Raw genomic sequence first — 21,234 nt, 5'->3', positions numbered from 1 at the left:
TCGTCGACGGTCGATCCCCCTGGAAACGCGAGTGACGGCGCTCGCCAATGCCACATGGGAGTCACCCGTGAGTGACGCCCGACCTGCACCGCACCAGGCCGACCTGGCTCTGGCCGCGGCGGCGGGCAGTGGTGATCCGGCGGCGGCGGAGCGCTTCGTTCGTCGGGCGATTCCGGTGGTGCGCAAGGTGGCCCGGGCCATCGCTCACGATCCCGTGGACCAAGAAGATGCGCTGCAGCTCGCGCTCATCGACGTGCTCGACGCCGCGCCCACCTATCGCGGTACGGGAGCGCTCGATCACTGGATCCGCAAGGTGGCCAGTCGTGCGGTGATTCGCTACGTCCGCAAGGCTCGCAACACACGAGCCCGCAGCCTCGACGAGCACGACGACACGCGCCAGACCACGATGCACACCACCATGCTCGAGTCACTGCCACGACCGCTCGAGCACTATCTCGGTGAGCTACCCGACAACCAACGACTCTCGATCATCTTGCGACATGCGCTCGGCCACACCATTTCGGAGATCGCCGAGCTCACGGAGGCGCCAGTGCCCACCGTGCTGTCTCGCATCAAGAAGGCCCGGCAAGAGCTCCGCCGATTGATCCAGCGAGACCTCAACCTTGGGACCAAGCCCGTGGCGAGGACTTCATGAACAAGAACGCCGCAGACTTCGATGAAGCACGCTGGCGCCGGCTCACCGACGCCGATGCGGTCGAGGAACCGCTGTCGGAGGCCGACCGCGAGTTCCTCGAGGGCTTCACTCCTCGTTCCGCACCGGCCAAGGCCGAAGCGGAGCTGTTCTCGACCTTGGCTCGGCTCGGCGAAGGTGACTGGCAGGACGAGGAGGCTGCCAACTCCCCTCTCGTCGACGCGACCGTCCAGCACGTCTTCGCCGCCCGCATCCACGCGACGGCAGCCCGAGGGTCCGCGCCGACCTCGGCCAAGAGGCGGTGGACGGTCACGGGGTTGGCCGTGGCCGCGGCGGTCGTGATCGCAACGTGGCTGGGCACGCGAGCGAGCGAGCCGGTCAGCGAGGGTGGCGGCGCGCAGGTCGTGCAGGCCCAGGGCGTGCAAGAGACCGCGTCTCCCTCGCGCCCTGCCCCCGCGTCGACGGTCGCCGAGCCGGAGCCCGAGTCCGTGGTGGCGCCCGAGCGCGTGCGGGTCGCGTCGGGAAGCCTCTTGGATGCCGAGGGTCAGTCGCTGGTGGCGGAGGCCGCGGTCAGCGGTGTCGTGACGGTGGATTCCGATCGGGGATGCGTGGGCGTGGAACGAACGACCGCGTGCTTTCGGCAGGGGTCTCGGCTCGACGTCCACGAGCAGGAGCCGCACATCACGATCATGGAGGGCGAGGGCACGATCGATGCACCGGGGCCGATCGTGGGCGGGGCGCTCACCGTGGAGATCGCCGGCGAGCGCTACGACGTGTCGAGCCCCGTCACCATGGAGACCGCGGTGTACGACCTGAGGCGCGCACGGGTCGAGGTCACCCGGGGCGAGGTCGAGGTTCGCGATGCCGAGGGCGCGGCCCACGTGCTGAAGGCAGGCGCCGTGCGTGGGCGAACCAAGCCCGCTGCGGTCCAGCCGCCCGACGCGAAGACCTTGCTCGCCAAGGCCCGTGCCAGCCGCTCCGCAGGTGATCGCGCGGCTGCGATCTCCCACTACGAGAGCCTGGTGCGTCACCATGCCGACCTGCCGGCCAGTCACGCCGCGATGGTCTCGCTGGGCGACCTCTACCTCGACACGCGCAAGCCGGCCACCGCGCTCGAGTGGTTCCAGCGCTACCTCGATCGGGGAGCAGGAGCCCTGGCCCAGGAAGCGTACATCGGCCGCATCAAGGCGCTGCAGGCCCTCGGGCGCGAAGCACAGCTCCAGCAAGCGATCGAGGCGTTCCGCGAGCGCTACCCCTCGAGCCGCTACGCCGATCAGCTCGGCAAGCCCACGCCGTAGGCTCGGGTGCGAGCGCTCTAAATCGCTAGCACCCGACGTTCTCGCACGAGCACGCGGCGCATTCGAAGACGTCCAGCGTGCCGGCGGTGCCCGAGCAGCTGACGCTGCACGCCTGGGGCCCGCAGACGACGGTGCTGGCGAGGCACGAGTTGAGCCCCGCGCAGGTGACCTGGCAGCCGCTGTCTCCACACTGGATGGTGGAGTTGGCGCAGCTGTTGTCGGCGGTGCAATCCACGACGCAAGGCCAGCCGTCGGGGCAGACGACGGTCCCCGCGTTGCACTCCGCCTCCGCGCACACGATGGTGCAGATCCCCGCCAAGCAGCCCCCCGTGCACTCGGGTGGACACGCCCCCATGCCCGGCGGGACCGGAGGGCACTCGGCGGGGCCGGTGCTGTCGCTCGCGGTGCTGTCCGTGGAGCCATCCGTGGAGCCATCCGTGGAGCCATCCGTGGAACCGGTGGAATCGACGGCCAAGGTCTCGTCACCGGTGGAGCCGGTGGTCGTGACGTCGCTTCCATCGATGGAGCCCGATCCGGCCGTCACCGACGTGGTGTCACCAGACAGCCCCGTGCTCGGCTCGTCGGTGGCCGTCTCCGTGGTCGCCTCGCTCGAGCCGTCCCCGAACACGCCGATCACGAACTCCTGGCTGCAGCCCCCGCCGACGAGGGCCAGCCAGCCGGCCATGGCGACGTCGTGCGCCGCTCTCAGCAGCCCATGTTCTCGCATGAGCAGGCAGCGCAGTCGAAGTTGGCGAGGTTGCCCGCGGCCCCCGAGCACGATGCGCTGCATGCCTGCGGCCCGCAGTGCATCGTGCTGTTGAGGCAGGAATTGATTCCCGCACACGTGAGCTCGCAGCCGCTGTCTCCGCACTGGATCGTGGCGTTGGCACAGCTGTTGTCGGCGGTGCAGTCGATGACGCACGGCCATCCGTTGGGGCAGGTGATGCTGCCCCCGCTGCACTGCGCCACGCCGCAGAGGATGGTGCACGTTCCCCCTGCGCACCCCCCCGTGCATGCCGCGGGGCAGGCTCCCATGCCGGGGGGCACCATGCCGCACATGCCCGGGCCGGTGTCACCGCTGGTGGAGGCGTCGCTGGTGGAGCCGGTGGTGGGATCGCCGGTGGAGCCGGTGGTGGGATCGCCGGAGCTCTCCATGCTCGCGGTGGTCGAGCCCGAGTCGACCGAGGACGTGGTCTCGTCGACCACGGGCCCCGTGGTCGAGGTGCTCACCCCGCCCGTCTCACCCGTGTCGTCGGTGGTGCCAGCCATGGTCGTGGGGCCGGCCGTGGTCAGGCCGCTGCTGGCCGTGGTGCTCGTGGCCGAGACCCCGAACAGCCCGGCATCGTCTGCTCCCTCGTCGCCGCAGCCGATCAGCACCCACGCCAGGACCCACCCCGCTCGTCGTGTCTTGGACTTCATGCCTCGAACAGCTCCTTTGGCCAGCCAACCTCGCGCACCGTCCCGAGCTCGGCTCCACCCCTGGCCTTGGCTTCGTACAGGGCTTCATCGGCGGCTCCCACCAGCTGCTCCACGATGGCGTGCACGAGCCGGGAGTCGAGAGGAGTGCCGATGTCGGTCAGCGGATCGGGCGGGCGCACCAGGGTGGCCCCGCCCAGGCTGCACCGGAGCTGGCCCACCCCCTCGATCATCTCGATGCTCGCGTTGCCCAGGATCCGTCGCGCCACGATGGTGACCCCTTCGCGATCGCCGTCGGGCAAGATCAGGGCGAACTCGTCCCCGCCATAGCGAGCGATGACGTCGTGGTCACGGGTGGCGCTCCGCAGCACCCGGCCCACCGCCATCAGGGCGCGATCCCCCGCCAGGTGGCCGCCGTTGTCGTTGATGCTCTTCATGTCGTCCATGTCGACCATGAGCACCCCCAGCGGGCGACGGGTTCGCAGCGCGGCCTCCACCTCGCGCGGCATCCACTGATCGAAGAACCGCCGCGCGTGGACCTCGGTGAGGGGGTCCTGGGCGGCCATCTGGTAGAGCCGCGCGTTGTTGATCGCGGCGGTGGCCTGGTTGGCGAACGTGCCCAGCAGCTCGAGATCGTGGGTGGTGACGTCGCCGCTCTCCACGTAGACCACCCCGAGCGCCTGCTCGCCGGCCACCAGCGGCAACACCACGCCATCCTCGAGGCGAGCGCTCTGGTGGGTACGAACGACCTCGTGGATGGCTTGCCGTAGCGACGGAGGCAGATCGTCCACCGCGCGCTGGTCGGAGAAGCGGCCCGAGCGGGCGAATACGGTCAGCGATGGCGAGCCGGCCTCACCAACGAGCACGGGCGCGTCGAGGAGCGACACGCGCTCCGCGGCGGGCAGCAACGCGATGAACGCGTGCTCGCTGCCCAGCAGGCTCGCCAGCTGCCCCAGGATGTCGGCGTAGAGCTCCGCGAGCGGGCGGCAGCGCACCGACATCTGGCCGAGCGATGACATCGACTCGGAGACCAGCATGCGGCGCTGACCTTCCTGCAGCGCCTTGTAGGCGCGCTCGAGCTGTCGCGCGCGGGCCTCGAGGTCCTGCATCAGTCGCTGGCGCTCGCGATCCTTCTCGAGCACCTCCTGGACCAGCAGCGCGCCCTTGAGCGCCGCGCTGATCTGATCGCGCAGCGCCTCGTAGATCACGCCCTCTCGCGGTCCGAACTCGAACAGGGCCAGACCGAGCTGCTCCTCGCCGAAGAACAGGTTCTCCACCACGAACGTGCGCGGCTCGACGCCGAGCAGCCCCGGCGGCACCAGGTCGCGGGCGTCGAACTCCGGCTGACCCTCGACCTTGAGCGTGGGGCGGAAGGCATCGAGCGCGAGCAGCAGGCGAGCCCGCTTGGTGCCATTGGTGTAGAGCGACAGGTAGCAGCTGTTGATGCCGAGGCGGGGGAACTGCTCGGCCACCCCCTCGACCAGCGTGACCACGTCGAACGTGCTGATGAGCGCGGTGATCGTCTGGCCCAGGCTGCGGGCCCAGGCCTGGACCTGGAGGCGCTGGTGGGCCTGGGCGTGCTCGACCAGCTCGGCGATGGTGATCCGAGCCTCTTCGCACAGGTTCTCCACCTGCAGCCGCTCGCGATCGCTCGCCGCGATGCACGACAGCGTCTCCCGTCGCAGGATGGAGATCACGTCCTGGAGGCTCGCCCCGTCGGTGTTGACGCGGAGCGCGTGGCTGGCCACCTCGCGCACCGTCTGGGCGAACGAGCCGGGGGCGTTGCCGGTCAGCTCGTGGGTGAAGGCATCGAGCAGCCGCGGGGCCCACGTGGCGCCCACGCTGTGCACGGGGGTGACGAGGGCGTGGCGCATCTCCGCCAGCGCCTCCTCGCGGCGCGTCGTCAGCGCTTCCTCGATCGCGGTTCCGAGCGCCGAGATCGAGGCCTCGGGCTCGTCGCCCCGGGCGATGTGCCGCAGCCCCGACGAGCGACGCTTGACCAGCTCGGTGGCCAGCACGATCCGGCCCGACGGGGGGTCGCCCCGCAGGGTGGCCAACAGCGCCAGCGCAGCGCGCTTGCCCTGCTCGTAGAGCGGCTGTCGAATCGTGGTCAGGGGCACCGAGGCGAACCGCGACTCCTCGATGTCGTTGAACCCGACGACCGCCACGTCCTCGGGCACGGCGATCTCCCGGGCCATCAGCGTGTCGAGCACGCCCATGGCCATCAGGTCGTCGGCCACCAGGATCGCATCGGGTTGCGCGCCCGAGTCGAGCAGCGCTTGGCCCGCAACCGCGCCGGAGGCCCGGGTGAAGTCGCCGCGGACGACGAGCGCCGGCTCGATCGGGAGCCCCAGGCGCGCGACGGCGTCGAGGTAGGCACGGTAGCGGCTCTCGGCCTCCGCGTTGGTCGCTGGCCCCCGCACGAACGCCACGCGGCGGCGCTGGCAGTCCTCCACCAGGTGCCGCATGGCCGACCACACCCCGCCCTCGTTGTTCACCAGCACGCTGAAGGCGTTGGGCAGCTCTACCGCAACGCTGCAGATCGGCAGCGAGCGGTAGGTCCCCAGGTAGTCGTCGAGGGCCTCGATGCCCACCTCGTTGGCCAGCGCGCCGGCCATCACGATCAGCGCATCCACGTTGTGGGGTCCGACCATGTCCAGCAGCACGTTGCGCTGGGCCGAGGCGGGCAAAGAGGAGCGCAGCACTCCGGTGGCGAAACAGCGCAACCCCGCTCCGTGCTCGCGGGCTGCCTCGGCGGCGCCCCGGAGCACGGTGCTCTGATACGTGGCATCCAGGGCATCGGTCAGGAGACCGAGCACCACGTGCTGCCTGGAACCACTGGACACTGGACCTCCATTGGGCGCGGCTCCTTCATGGTTCCGTGCCGTGACTTCGTGGACTCGCGTGCGTTGCAAGAAGTCGACCAGCTTCGGGTCGGACCTGTAACAGAGTTTACTGGGCGGTGGCGCCGGGAGCGGGTTGGACCGATCCCTTCCGTGCGGGTCGAATCGATCATCCCCCGGAACGGGCCCCCCAAGCGTGGGATCGAGCGTTCATGAAATTTTCATCGATTTTCCTACGACTGGCGCCCCGTTGCAACGCCGTCATGCAAGCCTCGTCGTTGCGCACCGTTCCTGCCTCCGTTGCTGGTCTTGGGTTTGGCCTCGCCCTTGGCCTCGTCCTTGCTCTTGGTCCCGCATGCACGCTCGAGCCCAGTCTCGACGGCTTCGGAACCGGGACCGAGGGTCCGACCACCCTGACGACGGGAGGGACGGACACCGAGGACTCGACTTCGGCGGACGAGACCGCGGGCTCGGAGACGGGCTTCACCCCGGGGACCTGTGGCAACGGCAAGCTCACCGAGGACGAGGCCTGCGACGACGGCAACACCGAGGACGGGGATGGGTGCTCGGCCGACTGCCAGTCGGTGGCCCCCGGCTACTCCTGCAACCCCCCTGGGCAGCCGTGCCATCAGGTGGCGGTGTGTGGCGACGGCTTCGTGGTGCTGCCCGAGCTGTGCGACGACGGCAACTTCGAGGACGGCGACGGCTGCTCCCACCTGTGCAAGGTGGAGATCGGCTACAAGTGCGAGGGCGAGCCGACCAGCGTCTGTACCGAGACCACCTGCGGCGACGGGATCCAGGAGGGCGCGGAGAGCTGCGACGACGGCAACGACCACCCCTTCGACGGCTGCGACGAGCGCTGCCAGCAGGAACCGCAGTGCCCCCCGCAGGGGCCGTGCAGCTCCGAGTGCGGGGACGGGCTGGTGCTCGGTGAGGCCTGCGACGACGGCAATGCGATCGACGGCGACGGGTGCTCGTCGTCATGCGAGGTCGAGGCCGGCTTCACCTGCGGGCAGAGCGACGATTGCGAGATGATCGGCGACCAGTGCGTGCTGCGGGTCAACGCGATCTACCGCGACTTCTCCAGCGCTCACGCCGACTTCGAGCCCGGCAACGGCTACGGCTGCATCACCGACGGCGCGCCGCCGGTGAGCGCGGCGACCAAGGCCACCATGGGCATGGTCGGCTCCCTCCTCGACGCCGAGATCAAGCCGGTGTGGGCGGCGGCCAACTGTGCCACGCAGCCGAATTTCGACCAGTGGTACCGCGACGTGCCCGGGACCAACACCACCGTGTACTCGTCGATCCCGCTATTTCCCAACGGAAGCGGCGGCTTCGTCAACCGCTTCGGCCCCGAGGGCGAGCAGTTCGTGGCGTACTCCAACTACCAGTGGGTCGCGCCGACCTACCAGGAGTGCGAGATGATGGGCTGCGTCCCCTGCAACTGGGACATGACCTCGGGGTGCTCGGTCACGATGACCGAGTACGACGGCACGCCGCTGTTCTTCCCCGTCGACGACGTCGGCGCCGAGAAGTCGGCCGCGCGCATCCCCGAGCAGTACGGCTATCCCGGCTGGCCATGGGAGAGCGAGGTGCTCGGCAACAACGTCACCCACAACTTCCACTTCACCAGCGAGATCGTCTACTGGTTCATCTACGACGAGGACGAGCCGGCCGTGCTCGACTTCACCGGTGACGACGACGTGTGGGTGTTCGTCAACGGCACCCTCGCGGTGGATCTCGGGGGCATCCACGTGCCGATCGACGGCACGGTGACCATTGGGCCGGCGACCGCGGCGACCCTTGGGCTCGAGCACGGCGAGGCCTACCGCGTCAACGTGTTCCACGCCGAGCGCAAGACCGAGGGCTCGTCGTTCCGTCTCACGCTCTCGGGCTTCGACACCTCGCGCAGCGAGTGCCTGCCCACCTGCGGCGACGGCATCGTGTCGCTGGGCGAGCAGTGCGACGACGGCGTCAATGACGGAGGCTACGGCGAGTGCGACGAGGGCTGCGTGCTCGGCGAGTACTGCGGCGACGGGATCGTGCAGGAGGAGTACGAGGATTGCGACGACGGCAACTTCATCGACGATGACATGTGCCCCGCGTCGTGCATCATCGTGTACATCCCCTAAGCGACATCGCCCCCCGAGCGATCGCGGTCGACGGGGGGTCGTTGGGCTCCATCGCATCGATTGCGTATGCCCGACCACTGCCGTTGCGGTTCGACGCCCCCACTTCGAAGGCGATGAGCCCGTAGGGCTTGCGCGACGTGTTGTCGGGCGGTCGCGGGGCGTGGTCTACTGGCCGTCCGATGCGACGCTGGGGATTCGTGGTCGTGGTGGGGGCGATGGCGGGCTGCTACGTGGGGCCGCTGGACGTGGGCGATGGCTCCACCGGCGACGACTCGACCGGCACCATGGCCAGCTCGGGCTCGCCTTCGGGTCCCGGGGATGCGTCGGCGCCGGGTGATGCCAGCAATGGGTCGACCTCCGACAGCGGCCCCATGAGCACCAGCGGCCCCATGGGCTCGAGCGGCGATTCCGTGGACACGGGCACCGTGATGGACGACTCGAGCGGTGGGGACGAGACGACCACGGGAGAGATGTCGGGCTGTGAGATGGGCCCGCTGCCCGAGCCGATCCCCGGGTGCGCGCCAGCGCCTCCGCCGAGCACCGGCGACATCCAGCAGGACTGCGTCGACCGCATCAACCAGTTCCGCTGGGAGTGTCAGTGCCTGCCGCCGCTCGTGCGCTGGAACGCCGCCGAGGCCTGCACCGACGACCAGTCCGCGGCCGATCAGAACGGCGGCGGTCCCCACGGCAACTTCGGGAGCTGCGGTGAGAACGCGCAGAACACCTGCCCGAACTGGGGCTCCGAGCAGCAGATCATCAGCGGATGCCTTCAGGCCATGTGGGACGAGGGCCCGGGCGAGCCGTTCTCGGCCCACGGCCACTACATCAACATGTCGAGCACCAACTACACCAAGGTCGCCTGCGGGTTCTCGAGCAACGGCGGCGGGGTGTGGTCGAATCAGAATTTCGCGCCGTAGTCCGCAAGATCCGAAGCTCCGGAGGAGCTTCGGATCTTGCGGACTACTACTACGTTTTAGGGAAGGGCTTCGCAGCCCTTCCCCCGGGCCGGCAAAGCCGTCCCGGGGCCCCCTTCCCGGCGGTCGGGCGGAGCCCTCCTGGTTGGTGGCTTCGGGGGGAGTCCTTCTGGTTGGTGGCCTCGCGGGGGGAGTCTTCTGGTTGGTGGCCTCGGGGGGAGTCCTTCCTCTCGGAGTCTTGGTTAGGGCAAGGGGATGAGGCCGTGGGGGTTTTCGAGGGGGAGGGCGTCGCGCATCCATAGCTGGAACAGGTCCTGGCCGGTGGCGTCGTTGAAGGTCAGGTGACCGTAGGCGGTGAGCGAGTTGATGAGACCGTCGGGCTGAGTGTCGGTGCGGTACTGCTGCCGTAGCTCGCGCAGCGTCTGGGCATCGGCACCCTCGACGAGGATCGAGTCCCCTGCCTGCGGCGCCGGGTCGACGTCGCCGTCGAGGGCCAGCGACCAGGGGTCGACCGTGAGCGGCCACGTCGCACCGAGCTCGTCGACGGTGGAGTCGCTCCATCCGATCACGGACACGCGCATCGCTCCGTCGAGCGGCTCGCCCTGCTCCCACAGCGCGTCGATCCAGCCGAGCTCGCTCCACAGGGCCTGCACGGCCGGCGGGCCATCCCCGCAGCCGGCCTGGCAATGGGCGGTGTGGGTGCCGTCGCTCACCGACAGCGTCGAGCCATCGGCCACGTCTGCCGCGCCCCACGAGCCAGCGACGTCCGCCAGGTGCCCGTAGTCGATCGCCCGCGAGAGCTGCTCCTCGGTCTCGGCGTCGAGCACTCCACGGTGCGCATCGGGCCACGGCACGTTCGCGTGGGCCGGCAATGCAAAGTACTCGCAGGTACCCAACACATAGAGGTAGTAGAAGCCGAGCTCGCGCTCGAGCTCGTTGGCCACCAGGCCGCCGCCGCCGAGCACCATCGCCAGGCGCAGCCCCTCGGAACCATCGCAGATCTCGGTCCAGTCATCGTCGCCGCCCGAAGAATCGGGATCGACGGTGTCGTCGGGGGTGGAACCGGTGGCGGAGTCCGTGGCGCCTTCGGTCTCGGTGTCCTCGGGTGAGGTCGCAGAACCCCCGAGACCTGGAGCATCGGTGTGGCAGGCAGACCCCAACAGCAACGACAGCGCAAGCAAGGAGCGTGAGTGACAAGGCATATACGAACAAAGGTGACCTCGGTCGGCCACCGAGGCAAATCCCGAGCCGGGGGGACACGGCTGGCCGTCGATCGGCTACTGCGCGACGCTCGTGGTCGACTTGGCTCGAGGCGGGTCGGGCGGCGTCGATGGAGCCTGCTGGTGGCGGAACGACTCGTAGCCGGCCACCAGCGCCTGGTACATCAGGTTGCCCATCAGATCGCGACCACGTCCGTTGAGGTGCTTGAGGTCGGGCTCGGCCAGCGTCGGCGATCGCTGCCGCCACTTTCGCAGCGAGCCCGAGCCACCCATCGCAGCCACCGTGTCGAAGAAGGCACAGCCATGCTCGAAGGCGATCTTGCGCTGGGTCTCGATCATCGTGTCGACCACGGCGGGGGCGACGTCGTAGCTGCCCGAGCGGCCGTGATCGATCACCCCGACCAGCAAGCAGGGCAGCGGCTGCTGCGTCAGCAGTCGCTGCAGGCCCTCGCCGTACTCCTTCTCGTAGCCGGCGGGCGAGACCTGGTTGGACACCATGCGTCGCAGATCGTTGCCGCCGAAGTTGAGCACGAGCAGATCGGGGGCCCGGTGGGCGAGCTGGCCCGCGATGTGGTCGTGGTCGAACCCATGCAGGCGCTTGGTGAACGCGCCGATCATGCTGACCGACTCCCACACCACACCGGGGCCATCGGTCTCGAGCACCAGCCCATAGGCCCGGGTCTGGCCGCCGCCCGCGGCGGAGATCGTGATGGAGTGCGCTCCAGGCTCCACGTCGATCGCATGCCAGCGATCCTCCACCGCATCGGCGCGAGTGGGGACGACCTCGGCCGGGTTGCGATCGATGCGGACCTTGAAGCGCCCGCCGCGGGGCTGCGCCATGTACCACAGCTCGATGTGCGAGGCGGTGGTGCCATAGGCGCCGTGGTTCATCGTGGCGACGGTGCTGGTGGCTTCGCCGTTGGCCCAGAACGTGTGGCCGCCCAGGCCATAGTAGCCATCGCGCTTGCACAGGTTGGTGAGGAAGCAGGTCTCCCACGGCTGCGCCGTGGTGATGGTCGCCACCTTCGAGCCGTAGTTGGTGTCCTCGGTGCGATCGATGAGCACGAAGCCCGCTCCACCGTCACCAAAGCGATCTTGCATGCGGGTACGGATCGCATGCGGCAGCCCGTCGTGACCGATCGAGGAATCGCCCAGGTGGGTCACTCGAGTGATGGCGCCGGGCTGCTTGGCGTCGGTACGCGCGAGCGCCTGGTAGAACGGCACCAGCACGCCCTTGGGATCCTCGACGGGCTGGAAGGCGCGCGGCTCGGCATGCGGATGATCGGGGGGCAGTCCGGGGCTCGTGTGCGAGGCGTCGGTGAATGGCTTGCCCTCGGCGTCGTGGGTGAGCACGACCACGAGCGGGGCGGAAGCGACGGCCGCGGGATTGGACCCGTCCTCGTCGCTCGCTCCGGACGTGGCGCTGCGCTCGGCTCCGTCACCGGCCCGACGCATCGCGAACGCCGTGGCTGGTCCGCGTGGCTCCTGCGCGAGCGCGCGCCGAACCGCGGAGGGTTGGCTCGGCACGGGATCGACGGGCTCGGTGCCCTCGGCCTCGCCACATCCAAGCGCAAGCGACAGGAGCCCCCCCGCGGTCCACCGACGGGCGGCCTCGAGACGAGCGGTGGGAGACGAAGAACTCAGCAAGGCGGCCACGGCGAGACCACCATCAATTACCGGCATCCGCGGCGTCCGCCAAGCGCGACCGAAGGACCCGTTCGGTCCGGTCCCGTGGGGCTGGTCGTGCTCGCTCGAAGAGCCCGGGGCCGCGGCCGGATTCGCGCGCGGGCGCCCAGTGGGGCCCGGCCTGGGGCCGGCGCATTCATCAAGGTTGCGTGGGCACGGTCGAGGGCAACGCGTCCGTGGGGCCTCCGGCCAGCACCACGTCATCCTCGGTCTCTAGCTCTAGCAACGGCAACGGCTGGGCGTCGAAGCGGTACATCAGCGCGTCGGCCAGGGCCATGCCCTTGCGGACGCCACCTCGACGGTGGAAGTGCAGGTAGTCGTTGCGTGCCAGCGGAGGATCGGTGCTGACCCAGCGCTCCATCGACAGCTCGCCCCCCATGAAGACCACGCCGTCCCAGAATCCGCAGCCTTCTTCGGCGGCGACCTGGCGCTGGACCTCGATGATCTCGCGGAGCACGGGGCGCGGCAGCAGCTGGCCATCCTTGCGGATCGGGAAGTCGACGGGGCCGAGGAGCACGCAGCTGGCCTGCGGCAGCGCGCGTCGGAATCGCCGCAGCTGCTCGCGCAGATCCTCGGCGTAGAGCGGGATCGACAGCGCCTCGTCGACCGACTCGTTGGTCCCGTACGAGAGCGTATAGAGGTCGGGGGCTCGGCGGCGGAGGTTGTCGGCCCACAGCGCCTCGTTCCAGGTGAGGTGATTGGTGCCCCGCGTGCCGTCGATGCCCAGCACGTCGACCACCACCCCGGGCTCGCGTCGCTCGAGCACCACCCCGAACACGCGAACCTCGGCCTCGTCGACCGTCTCGATGCGTACGGAGTGCGGTCCGGGCGGCATCGAGAGCGTGTGATAGCCCGGCTCGATGGCATCGGCGGCCGTGCTCACCGACTCGGGGGGGCCATCGTCCACGCGCACCTGGAACGAGCCACCGCCCGGCTGGCGCAGGTAGAACAGCTCCACCTCGGCGATGCCCTGGCCGGAGGTCGAGCCCTTCTTGGGACCGACCTCGGTCCAGCGCTTGGGTGCCGTGGCGTAGAACGAGGCGCCGAGCAGGCCGTAGTGGCCATCGAGGCGACCCTTGCGGATCTGGGCGTGCTCCTTGGTCCACCCCTTGGAGGACTTCACGGCGAGCTCGTTGTGGCGATACCACTTGGTGAGCGGAACCAGCGGCACGAAGCCCGGACCCCCGTCGCCGAAGCGGGCCTGTAGATAGGTGCGCAGGTAGCCGACGGAGATGTCGGCGGCGGTGCCCGAGGCGCCATACATGGCCACGCGCACCTTGCCGTCGGGGTCGCGCCCCTCGGCCAGGGCCCGGAGGGCGGCGTGGAACGAGGCGAGGGCGTCACCCTCGTGGGGCTCGGTGAGGGGGACGAACCAGCCGGGCATGGGCTCGGCGGAGAACTCGTCCGAGGTCGCAGCGGGATCGGTCGCCGCGGGAGGGTCGTCGGCCATGGACTCAGCGGGCTCACCGAGGGAGTCGGGGCCCACGGCCGACGCGCCCACGCGCACGATCGCCGGCGCGGGCGGCAAGATCTCCGGAACCCGCTCGAGCGCGGGAAGCCGCTCGTCGCCGATCATGCGCTGCTGGGCGAGGTCATGGGCACGGGCGCTCTGCGACGTGACGATGGGGCCGGCGGGCAGCGGCGGTGGTTCGGGCGCAGGGGGCTCGGCCGTCGTGATCTCCACGGGCGCGGGCTCGGGGGGGACCGGGGCTGGCCCTTCGGCCGGCGCCGGCGCCTGGGAACAAGAGCAGGCCGCGACCCACAGACCCAAGAGGCCAGTTCCCAGCCGTTGCATCCTCGCCATCCCTTCCATCGTTGGTCGAGCCTCGCGAGCGGTCAAATTCTCGGCGCTTGACCGGCCACGAGCCGCATTGGCCCGATCTCCGCGACGGCTGCGGACCCCACGCGGCGTGCGTCGAAGGCGCGCGGGTCGGCGCCACGCTCTCGGCCTCGTTCTCGTGCCGAGGTTCCTGGAGCATGCTCACGTGCCGTGTCGAAGGACAAGACCCCGGTCACGGCGGCGGTTCGGGTGCTGCGGCAGCACCGGGTCGAGCACACCCCGCACCTCTACGACTACGAGCCTCGCGGCGGCACGCGTCACAGCGCGGCCAGCCTCGGCGTGGACGAGCACCAGGTGATCAAGACGCTGGTGATGCAAGACGACGCCGGGCGCCCGCTGGTGGTGTTGATGCATGGTGACCAGGAGGTCTCCACCAAGGCCCTCGCCCGTCGGCTCGGCGTCAAGTCGATCGTGCCGTGCGAGCCGCCGGTGGCCGACCGGCACAGCGGCTATCAGGTGGGCGGTACGTCGCCGTTCGGTCTGCGGCGGGCGATGCCGATCTACATGCAAGCCAGCATCGCCGAGCTTCCCGTGCTCTACGTCAACGGAGGCAAGCGGGGCTTCCTGGTCTCGATGGCGCCGTCCGAGCTCGTGCGAGTGCTCGAGCCGGTGCCGGTCGACGTGGCGACGGCACGGGGCTGACGGGAGACCGCGGGGTCGGGTAAGACGCGGCGGTGCGCTCGCCCTTCGTCCTCGCCCATGGTCGCGTTGCTCTCGTGCTGATCGGCATGGCCCTTTGCCTGGGAGGCGGGGGGTGTCGGCGTGGCGGGGACGAGTCGACGCCGCCCGTCGACGCCGGCCCGTGTCCCTCGACGTCCGAGGTCGTCGGGCCCGAGCCGGGGGTCGGCGTGCTCGAGCATCAGATCCGCATCTTCGACGCTCGAGGCCATGAGCGCTCGCTGTCGTCGATGCTCGACGAGCTGGCCGAGCGCGAGGTGGTGCTGCTCGGAGAGACGCACCTCGACGATGTCACGCACGGAGTCGAGCATGCGGTGCTCGAGGGGCTGGCCCGACGGCGTGACGATCGCGTGGTGCTCTCGATGGAGATGTTCGAGCGCGACGTGCAAGGAGTGCTCGACCGCTACCTCGCCAAGGAGATCGACGAGGCCACGCTGATGTCGCAGTCGCATCCATGGGGCAACTACGTCACCGACTACCGGCCGCTGGTCGAGACGGCACGGGCACGGGGTCTGCCGGTCGTGGCCGCCAACATGCCGCGCGCGGTGATGCGCCGGGCGGCGTCGGGCCCCGAGGGCTATGTGGAGGCCCGCGAGGCGCATCCCGACTGGCTCCCCGAGCAGGTGTTCCCCGCCAGCGAGGCCTACTGGGCCCGCGTGGATCGAGCCATCCGTGGGCACGGCCCGCCACGAGCTGGCGATCGGACGTATGCGGTGCAGAACCTGTGGGACAACACGATGGCCGATGCGATCGTGTCGGCTCGACGAGCGCACCCCGAGCACGTGGTGCTGCACGTGGTGGGGGCGTTCCACATCGAGCGGCACGACGGCACGGTGGCCCAGGTTCGCAAGCGGGAGCCGCAGGTCGACCTGATGACCCTCACCGTGGAGCCCACGTTCGACCTGGCGCGGGTCGAGCCGGCGCCCGAGCGGGCCGACTTCGTGATCTACGCCCAGGCCCAGGCCAGCGGGCCCTCGGGCGATCGGCTCGAGGTGGTGATGCCCACCATGCTGGGCTACCAGCTGCACCTGCCACCGGGCCCGGTCCCGGCGGAAGGTTGGCCGCTGCTGGTGTGGCTGGCGGACGACGAGACCCGGGCCGACGATTCCATGCTGCGCTGGCGCATGGCCCTGGGGCAGGAGGCGGCGGTGCTCGTGGTCGAGCCGCCGCACCTGGCCACCGCGCGGGGTGGCTGGCAGGTGGAGCGCTGGTCCTGGCCGCGCACCCTCGACGAGGACCTGAGCCGGGCGTCGGGCGGGGTGGGGCGGATCCTCGAGTATGCGCGTCGTCGCCTGCCCGTGCGCGGCGAGCCGGTGCTGGTGGCGGGAGAAGGGGCAGGAGGCACCCTGGCGCTGTGGTCGGCCCAGTACGGCGACGAATGGGACGGGGTCGCCGTGCTGGCGATCGAGCCCGACCTGCCTCGGGCGCTGCGCTCGGCCTCGATCCCCGAGCGTCGGTCGGCCGTGCACCGAGTCGAGGTGCTCGGAACGCTCGATGATGGCACCCGGGCGGGGTTGGAAGGGGCGGGCCTGCGGCCGAGCGTGAGCGTGGCTCCGGCTGTCGGGCGCGGGCGCGACGATGCCGTGCGCCGTGTCCTTGGATTGGCGGCCGAGCCCGAGATGGCCGGCCCGGCGGCGGTCCCCGATCCCGCCGCACCCATGGCCGAGCCGGGTCGACCGCTGGCGGTGCGCGTGCGAGAGCCGTCGATGCTCTCGCAGCAGTGGGGCGCGCTCTATGCCGGGATGCTCCGACGCCGTGGCCACGATGCGCGGCTCGTGCTCGGCGACGCCGCCGTTCCCGCGAGCGCGCGCGTGCTCGACTTCGATGCGGGGGCTGCTGCGCAGACCGACCTGCTGCTGGGATTGATGGGGGAGGGCGAGGGCCTGCCGCGCTCGCCCGATGTCTTCGGTGGCGCGGTGGTGGTGCTGGTTCCCCGTGCGGCCGGCAAGGGGGCGCTGTCGCGGTGGACCGATGCGCTGACCAAGCACGAGGCGACCCAGGGCGGGTTCAAGACCCCGTATCGCGCGGTGCAAGAGGGCGATGACGCGGCGTTGCGCGTCGTGCTCGACGAGCTGCGCGACAAGGGGCGCACCGATGTGCTCGTGGTGCCGGCCGAGCTGTGTGCCACCGGCGGCCGCATGCTGGGCTACATCGATGCGGTCGAGCCCCTCGCGGAGGGGCTCGACCTGCAGTGGCTACCCGGGATGGGGCAGCGGGTGGTGGAGGTGCTGGCAGAGGCCGACTGAGCGCTCGGCTGGCCGTTTCGCATCACTTGGCGAGCGCGCAGCGCCCGTCGACCTTCCACACGCCGTGGGCTTCGTAGGGCTCGGTGTACAGGATGAAGAAGTCGGCGCCGGCCTTGCCGCAGGCCACCTGGGCCGCGTTCATCGCCTCCTTCACCGTGGGGGCGTGGCCGCGATACGTACCGAGCTCGGACCACTCGGTCTTCAGATCGTCGGCCGACTTGACCACCTTGACCTGCTCGGCCGCCACCGGCTTGGGCTTGGTCTGGTGATCGGTCTCTCGATAGAACGACTTGTAAGCAGAGGCGCAGCCCGAGAGCAGGCTGACGGACAGGACGGTGACGAGGGCGAGGCTGGGTCGCATGAGTGATTCCTCGGATGAGTCTCTTCGTGGCGATTCGGATCCCGTTGCGGGCGATGGGCGCGGTGGCCCGGCTAGCGGTGGGGGCCTTCGACGGCGGCCTGGGGCTCGGCATTCTCCGTGCGCGATCCCGCACGCGGTAGGATGACCCGAAACACGGCGCCAGGCGAGGACTCGGGCCGTAGGGGCGGCCTGGCGCCCGAATCCAGGCACGACAGGTGTCCGTGCATCCCTTCGACCAGGCCGCGGGAGATCGCCAGGCCCAGCCCCGTACCTTCGCCGGCTCGGGCGGTGGTGACGAATGGCTCGAACAGACGCGGGCGGATCTCATCGGGAACGCCAGGTCCGGTGTCCTGCACCTCGATGGCAATCGCGTCGGGCTCGGTGTCACCGTCGATGCGCAGCTCGACCATGGGCTCGGTGGCGGACGGCTCGGCGCTCGCGGCCCGGCAGGCGTTGACGACCAGGTTCTGTACGACCTGATCGAGATGCGCGGGGTCGGCCAGCGCCTCGGCGGTGCGGTCTCCCGAGAGTCGGAGCACCACGTCGCGGCACCGAGGGTCGTGACGCAGCAGCGACAGCAGGCGCTCGATCGCCTCGTGGACCACGACCGCCTGGGCCCGACCCTCGGCAGGACGGCTGTAGTCGAGCAGCTGCCCCACGATGCTCTGGATGCGCTCGAGCTGCGTGCGGCAGCGCTCGAGCAGCGCGCGCTGCTCGGCGCTCGAGGCCGGCTCGGAGCGTGCATCGAGCAGCAGCTCGACGTAGCCCAGCACTGCGGCGAGCGGATTGCCGACCTCGTGGGCCACGCCGGCCGACAGCCGGCCCACCGAGGCCAGCTGCTCGGCGCGCACCAGCGACTCGCGCTGCGCCACGTTCTGCTCGATCTGATCGCGCAGCGAGGCGGTCATGCGGTTGAACGCGTCGGCGAGGGCCGACAGCTCGGAGGGCCCCTGCGCGGGCACCTCGACGTCGAGCCGGCCCCCGGCCACCTCGTCGGCCGCGCTGCGAACCGCTCGCAGCGGTCGCAGGGCCTGGGCTTCCAGCAGCACGCCGCCGAGCACCACCAGGACCAAGCCGACGCCGCCGGCGAGCAAGAACGTGGTGCGAAAGTCGCCCAGGCGTGACCACGGCGAGGGGCGAGCCACCACGCGCAGGATCAGCGCCACGCGCCCGCGCTCGGGTCCGAAGACCCGCAGGCCCTGGTCCACGATCCGAAGCCCGTCGTCGAGTGCGACCGGTTGGCTGCTGGCGTCGGGGCGCGGGGCGGGCAGCGGTGGCGGGAGGCCGACCGAGACCAGCACGTCGTGGCGAGCACGGGCGTGATCGATGCGATGGATCTCGATCGCCTCGATGCCCATGCTGCCCACGCTGGGGCGCAGCACCTGCTCGACCGGGCCGCCCTGCAGCCCTCCGAGCGCGCCGGGATCGAGCAGCGGTGCCACGATCGCGCCCAGGCTGCGGGTGTGCTCGGCCAGGAGCGCGTCTTGCTGGGCCTCGTGGCGCCAGCGCCCGAGCAGCTCGCCCGTGAGCGAGAGCGAGACCACGGCCATCATCACCACCACGGTGAGGGTGGCGATGAGCTCGAGCCGCAGCGATCTCGGCCTGCCTGCCATGCCGTGAGCTTGCCTCGAAACCGAGGGCGCGGTCGAACGCGAGGGCGTGGCATTCGAGCCTCACCTCGTCTGGCCGGTGTGGGCTCCGGGCAACACCGAGCGGCCCCGTTTTGCCCTCGGACGTCCAGAATCGCGGTGGCGCCGATCGTGCAAGGCGGTGACCCGTGATCCATCGTGCGGTGCTGATGTCGATGCTCGTGGGCGGGCTCGCGCTGGGTCCGTGCCCGATCGCGTGGGCCGGGAAGCTCGGCGACATGCGGTCCGAGACGCAGGGCAGCAGCAGTGGAGGCGGTGGCTCGGGCGGCTCCTCGGGCAGCGCCTCGGACTCCTCGGACTCCTCGGAAAGCGGCTCCTCGGGCGTCTGGTCAGGCGCCCTCGGCGAGGCCATGATCGAGGCCTATCAAGAGACCATCTGGCGGCTCTACACCCGCTATCCCTATGCCGATGGGGAACGCGGGTTCGTGCGGATCATCGATCCCGAGGACGAATCGCCGAGCGGGCAGCGCCTCTCGGGGACCTTCACCCTCGATGGTGCGGCGTACAGCCCGGCGCTGGGGCGTGCCGGGGCCGACTTCGAGCTGGTCCATCGCCGCTTCGGGTTGGCCTTCGATCTGTCGCCGCACCTCGAGCTTCGCCCGCTCGATGCGCTCTCGCTGGGCAGCGCCAACGCCCTGATCGCGGTGCTGCTGCTGCCGCGGTGCCAGGTCTACGGCGGAGTTGGAGCCAGCTTCATGATCGACGGGCGCGTCGGGGTGGGCGAGGAACGCGTCGATACCGCTGGAGTCAACGGCACCGCGCGGATCACCGTCTTGCCCGCGCGTCCGGTGGTCCTGCGCGGACGGGTGGACTTCGGGCGCCTGGGAGCCGCCCCCGCCGTGATGATGCGGGCCACCACGGGCGTGATGATCCGCCGCTTCGAGGTGTTCGGCGGCTACGAAGGCCGCCGCGTCGGCGACGTGGTGCTGCACGGCCCCACCGTGGGCACGCGCGTGTGGTTCTGAGGCCGCCCCACCCGCGCATTCTGCGAACTCGGCTGGGCTCACGAGCCTCGTGCCGGTTCGACCGAGGCATGCTCCAAGGGCTGGCGAGCGGAGCCGTAGCGGCTAGGATTGCCCGCGCGAGGTGCTCCCATTCTTCTTCGACTGGCATCGATCTCGACGCTCGGGCTCCTGGTGGGGACCACGGTCCACGCCGAGCCGCCCAAGGCCACGCCACCTGCCGAGGCGTCGTCGCGGGTCCTTCCTCCCTCACCCCCGGGCTCTGTCGCCGAAGCGCCGGCATCCACGGGCAGCCCCCATGCGCTCGTGGAAGCCTGCGACGGCTCGCGCCGCGCTCCCACCCAAGACGTGGGCATGCTGTCGTGTCGGCGCTGGACGATCGCGTGGCAGGAAGGCGGCACCCCGTGGGGGTTCGTCACCGCCGACTCCCACGACGGGGTCATTGCCGCCCGCGAGCGGCAGCTCGGGTTCGCCCGACAGTATGCCCGCTTCTTCGAGGTGCCCATCGACGAGCGCTACACCGATCCCAGCCCGCCGATCTGCGAGACCTGCGAGCTGGGAGCGGTGCCCGCGGGTCGCTTTGGCACCGGTCAGAAGTTCGGAGACTCCGCGGCGCGCCAGGCCCTGGCCGACGCCGAGGTCAAGCTCGCCGCACTCGATGCGGCGCTCGACGAGCACATGCCTCGCCTGACCGACGCCGCTCGGCTCGCGCACGATTCCTCGGTGGGCAAGTCGGCGAAGGCCTATGCCAAGCAGCTTCGCCTGGCCGTGCTCGACGTCGCCAAGCTTCGGCTCGCGCTCGACAACGCGTCCGTGCTGCGCTCGGAGAGGGCGGCCAAGAGCGCGGGGGAGGCCGCGGCGGCCCAGCTCGAGTCGCTCGCCGCGTCGCTCGGCACGTTGCGCACCGCGGTGGCCAAGGAGGTCGCCAAGGCTCACGGCGGTCGCTACTACGAGGATGGTGCTTCCGGGGCCGATCGCCCCTACCTGCAGGTCGAGGTCGATGGCTTCGAGGTCACGGGCACCTACTTCGTGGGCAAGGCCAAGTCCACGTGGTTTCACGGGCACGTGGATCTCGACGGCAGCATCACCGGTCGTTCCTTGCTGGCTCCCGAGGGCAGTCCGCTCACCTGCAACCAGCACTCCGAGGAGTGCGGCTACGTCTACATCCCATCGGTGCTGCGCTTCACCGAGCGGGCCCCTGCCGCCAGCGGCCAGCCCGACCCGAAGGCTCAGGGAGAGACGGTGCAGACGGCCGAGCTCTGGTTCCAGCGCAGCACCTGGGTCATGGCCAAGCCGTTCACGCGATCGCACGGATCGTGAGCACGCTCGGCCTCGGC

The 21,234-nt window shown here is 70.3% G+C and carries 16 protein-coding genes; 8 read left to right on the top strand and 8 right to left on the bottom strand.

Annotated elements, in window-relative coordinates; all coding sequences use genetic code 11:
• Positions 1–67 precede the first annotated feature (67 nt).
• Together OEB96_RS29760 and OEB96_RS29755 are read left to right on the top strand one after the other, a co-directional pair.
• The gene (locus OEB96_RS29760) at positions 68–655 is read left to right on the top strand and encodes an RNA polymerase sigma factor (RefSeq protein WP_266220171.1); all 588 of its coding nucleotides are present in this window, start codon (positions 68–70) and stop codon (positions 653–655) included.
• Entirely contained in the window at positions 652–1,950 is a 1,299-nt protein-coding gene (locus tag OEB96_RS29755; protein WP_266220170.1) for a tetratricopeptide repeat protein, read from the top strand. Before OEB96_RS29760 ends, OEB96_RS29755 begins: the two co-directional genes overlap by 4 nt.
• Before the next feature lie 25 nt (positions 1,951–1,975).
• Here the strand turns inward: OEB96_RS29755 and OEB96_RS29750 are convergent, their stop codons facing one another.
• The 3 genes from OEB96_RS29750 to OEB96_RS29740 are packed head-to-tail and all read right to left on the bottom strand — an operon-like array spanning position 1,976 to position 6,212.
• Positions 1,976–2,635, bottom strand: coding sequence for a hypothetical protein (locus OEB96_RS29750; RefSeq protein WP_266220169.1), 660 nt, complete (start codon positions 2,633–2,635; stop codon positions 1,976–1,978).
• Between the two features lie 20 nt (positions 2,636–2,655).
• Positions 2,656–3,369 (bottom strand): hypothetical protein, encoded by a 714-nt coding sequence (locus OEB96_RS29745; protein WP_266220168.1) that lies wholly within the window; start codon positions 3,367–3,369, stop codon positions 2,656–2,658.
• A complete protein-coding gene (locus tag OEB96_RS29740) occupies positions 3,366–6,212 on the bottom strand; it encodes a diguanylate cyclase (protein WP_266220167.1) in 2,847 nt (948 codons plus the stop codon). Before OEB96_RS29740 ends, OEB96_RS29745 begins: the two co-directional genes overlap by 4 nt.
• Before the next feature lie 260 nt (positions 6,213–6,472).
• On the opposite strand from OEB96_RS29740, the gene OEB96_RS29735 reads away from it, so the two are divergent.
• Together OEB96_RS29735 and OEB96_RS29730 are read left to right on the top strand one after the other, a co-directional pair.
• Positions 6,473–8,341: a DUF4215 domain-containing protein gene (locus tag OEB96_RS29735; protein WP_266220166.1), complete on the top strand. Its 1,869-nt coding sequence runs from the start codon at positions 6,473–6,475 to the stop codon at positions 8,339–8,341.
• Positions 8,342–8,520: 179 nt separating this feature from the next.
• Entirely contained in the window at positions 8,521–9,258 is a 738-nt protein-coding gene (locus tag OEB96_RS29730; protein ID WP_266220165.1) for a CAP domain-containing protein, read from the top strand.
• Between the two features lie 239 nt (positions 9,259–9,497).
• On the opposite strand, the gene OEB96_RS29725 is transcribed toward OEB96_RS29730, so the two are convergent.
• The 3 genes from OEB96_RS29725 to OEB96_RS29715 form a co-directional block, all read right to left on the bottom strand.
• On the bottom strand, positions 9,498–10,457 hold the full coding sequence (locus OEB96_RS29725; RefSeq protein ID WP_266220164.1) for a hypothetical protein: 960 nt from the start codon (positions 10,455–10,457) through the stop codon (positions 9,498–9,500).
• A gap of 75 nt (positions 10,458–10,532) precedes the next feature.
• The gene (locus OEB96_RS29720; RefSeq protein ID WP_266220163.1) at positions 10,533–12,131 is read right to left on the bottom strand and encodes a GDSL-type esterase/lipase family protein; all 1,599 of its coding nucleotides are present in this window, start codon (positions 12,129–12,131) and stop codon (positions 10,533–10,535) included.
• A 169-nt stretch (positions 12,132–12,300) separates the two neighbouring features.
• On the bottom strand, positions 12,301–13,956 hold the full coding sequence (locus OEB96_RS29715) for a GDSL-type esterase/lipase family protein (protein ID WP_266220162.1): 1,656 nt from the start codon (positions 13,954–13,956) through the stop codon (positions 12,301–12,303).
• 195 nt (positions 13,957–14,151) lie between these two features.
• Here OEB96_RS29715 and ybaK point away from each other — a divergent pair, with 195 nt between their 5' ends.
• A complete protein-coding gene (gene ybaK, locus OEB96_RS29710) occupies positions 14,152–14,643 on the top strand; it encodes a Cys-tRNA(Pro) deacylase (RefSeq protein ID WP_266220161.1) in 492 nt (163 codons plus the stop codon).
• A 32-nt stretch (positions 14,644–14,675) separates the two neighbouring features.
• Complete coding sequence (locus OEB96_RS29705; protein WP_266220160.1) at positions 14,676–16,925, top strand: ChaN family lipoprotein; 2,250 nt, start codon at positions 14,676–14,678, stop codon at positions 16,923–16,925.
• Positions 16,926–16,947: 22 nt separating this feature from the next.
• Here OEB96_RS29705 and OEB96_RS29700 read toward each other — a convergent pair whose 3' ends face one another.
• Positions 16,948–17,286, bottom strand: coding sequence for a hypothetical protein (locus OEB96_RS29700; protein ID WP_266220159.1), 339 nt, complete (start codon positions 17,284–17,286; stop codon positions 16,948–16,950).
• A 71-nt stretch (positions 17,287–17,357) separates the two neighbouring features.
• Positions 17,358–18,899 (bottom strand): sensor histidine kinase, encoded by a 1,542-nt coding sequence (locus OEB96_RS29695; protein ID WP_266220158.1) that lies wholly within the window; start codon positions 18,897–18,899, stop codon positions 17,358–17,360.
• A 164-nt stretch (positions 18,900–19,063) separates the two neighbouring features.
• On the opposite strand from OEB96_RS29695, the gene OEB96_RS29690 reads away from it, so the two are divergent.
• Positions 19,064–19,900 (top strand): hypothetical protein, encoded by an 837-nt coding sequence (locus OEB96_RS29690; RefSeq protein ID WP_266220157.1) that lies wholly within the window; start codon positions 19,064–19,066, stop codon positions 19,898–19,900.
• A gap of 171 nt (positions 19,901–20,071) precedes the next feature.
• Positions 20,072–21,217, top strand: coding sequence for a hypothetical protein (locus tag OEB96_RS29685; RefSeq protein ID WP_266220156.1), 1,146 nt, complete (start codon positions 20,072–20,074; stop codon positions 21,215–21,217).
• The last annotated feature ends 17 nt before the right edge of the window (positions 21,218–21,234 follow it).

Origin of the sequence: Paraliomyxa miuraensis (assembly GCF_026337845.1) — a bacterium.
GTDB lineage: Bacteria > Myxococcota_A > Polyangia > Nannocystales > Nannocystaceae > Paraliomyxa > Paraliomyxa miuraensis.
Note: the sequence above shows the minus strand (reverse complement) of the source record. Positions and strands in the feature narration are given on the sequence as shown.